The following is a 1,039-nucleotide window of genomic DNA, read 5'->3' on the forward strand; positions in this document are numbered from 1 at the left end:
GTACCGTATAAATGACACTCAAATCGCTCTTTTTTCATCTTCTTTACCCGATGAATTTCAAATAATGATTTCCATGTTTTAAATAAAATCTCAATTTGCCACCTTAAAGAATATAAGGAATGTATTTCTTCCTTTTTTACCATTTTCTGTGGTATATTTGTCACGTAGATGTTAACAGATATATTTTTCTGTGCGGAAAGGGGTTTTTTCCCTTTCTTCTTTTTTTTATTTAAATGAGCTTGCCTTTTTTCTTCCTGTTCTTCTGTTAGCTTGGTGAGGACAACACGTGTAATTAAGGGTTCTTTGACCCAATAACCGATCCGAATGTTTGGTAGTTCCAAGGTTTCCCCTCGCTGTAAGTCTTTCGTTATCTTTTCCAGATCCATCTTCTCCCATCTTCCCTCTTTATTTTGTTGATATAGATTCATATTATTTTTTAATCTGGAGAGATAATAACCACCTCTTTTTTCAATATCAATAAGGTTTTCCAGAGAAAAATATCCTAAATCACGTAAACACAAGTCACCAGGTTGAATGGTGTCTCGAATAACTTTTGGGTAGTTACTGTCACTTTCTTTCCCTTCTTGTACGAGAAGGTGTAAAAAACTCCCTTGATATAACTCATATTCAAGCTGTACTTTTACTCCAGATCCGCTAGCGCCTTTGTAATCTAGGTAATCTGCGGGTAAGTTAAAACCAGACGAATCGAGAATTCGAAGACGATTAAACAAACGATTTTCAACCATCGGATAAGCTAGTTGATTAGAAAAAATAGATTGATACATTTTCTTTAAGAATTCGACTGCCTTAGAATTAAAGCGTTGATTAAGGCCTTCTGAGGTTAATTCTACGTCAAAGGTTGAACAAAGTTGAGCGCAGAGTTCAACCAAACTTTTCTCTCCAAAGGATTCCCCTAAGCAAGAACAAAGTAAAAAGAAATATTCCGGCTTGAGTTTTGTTTTCCTTTTCATAAAGCCTGTTTCTTGGGCCCACTCCTCTATTTGTTTTCTCGTAAAATTAGATTGTAATTCCTTGAATA

Annotated in this window: 1 protein-coding gene; it reads right to left on the reverse strand. The window is 35.0% G+C overall.

The window, feature by feature from the left end; translation table 11 throughout:
- The coding region (locus D8M06_RS19655) for an IS4 family transposase (protein ID WP_241559011.1) at nucleotides 1–971 on the reverse strand (971 nt) is incomplete at its 3' end.
- Nucleotides 972–1,039 lie beyond the last annotated feature (68 nt).

This window comes from Oceanobacillus halophilus, from assembly GCF_003628505.1.
Taxonomy (GTDB): domain Bacteria; phylum Bacillota; class Bacilli; order Bacillales; family Amphibacillaceae; genus Oceanobacillus; species Oceanobacillus halophilus.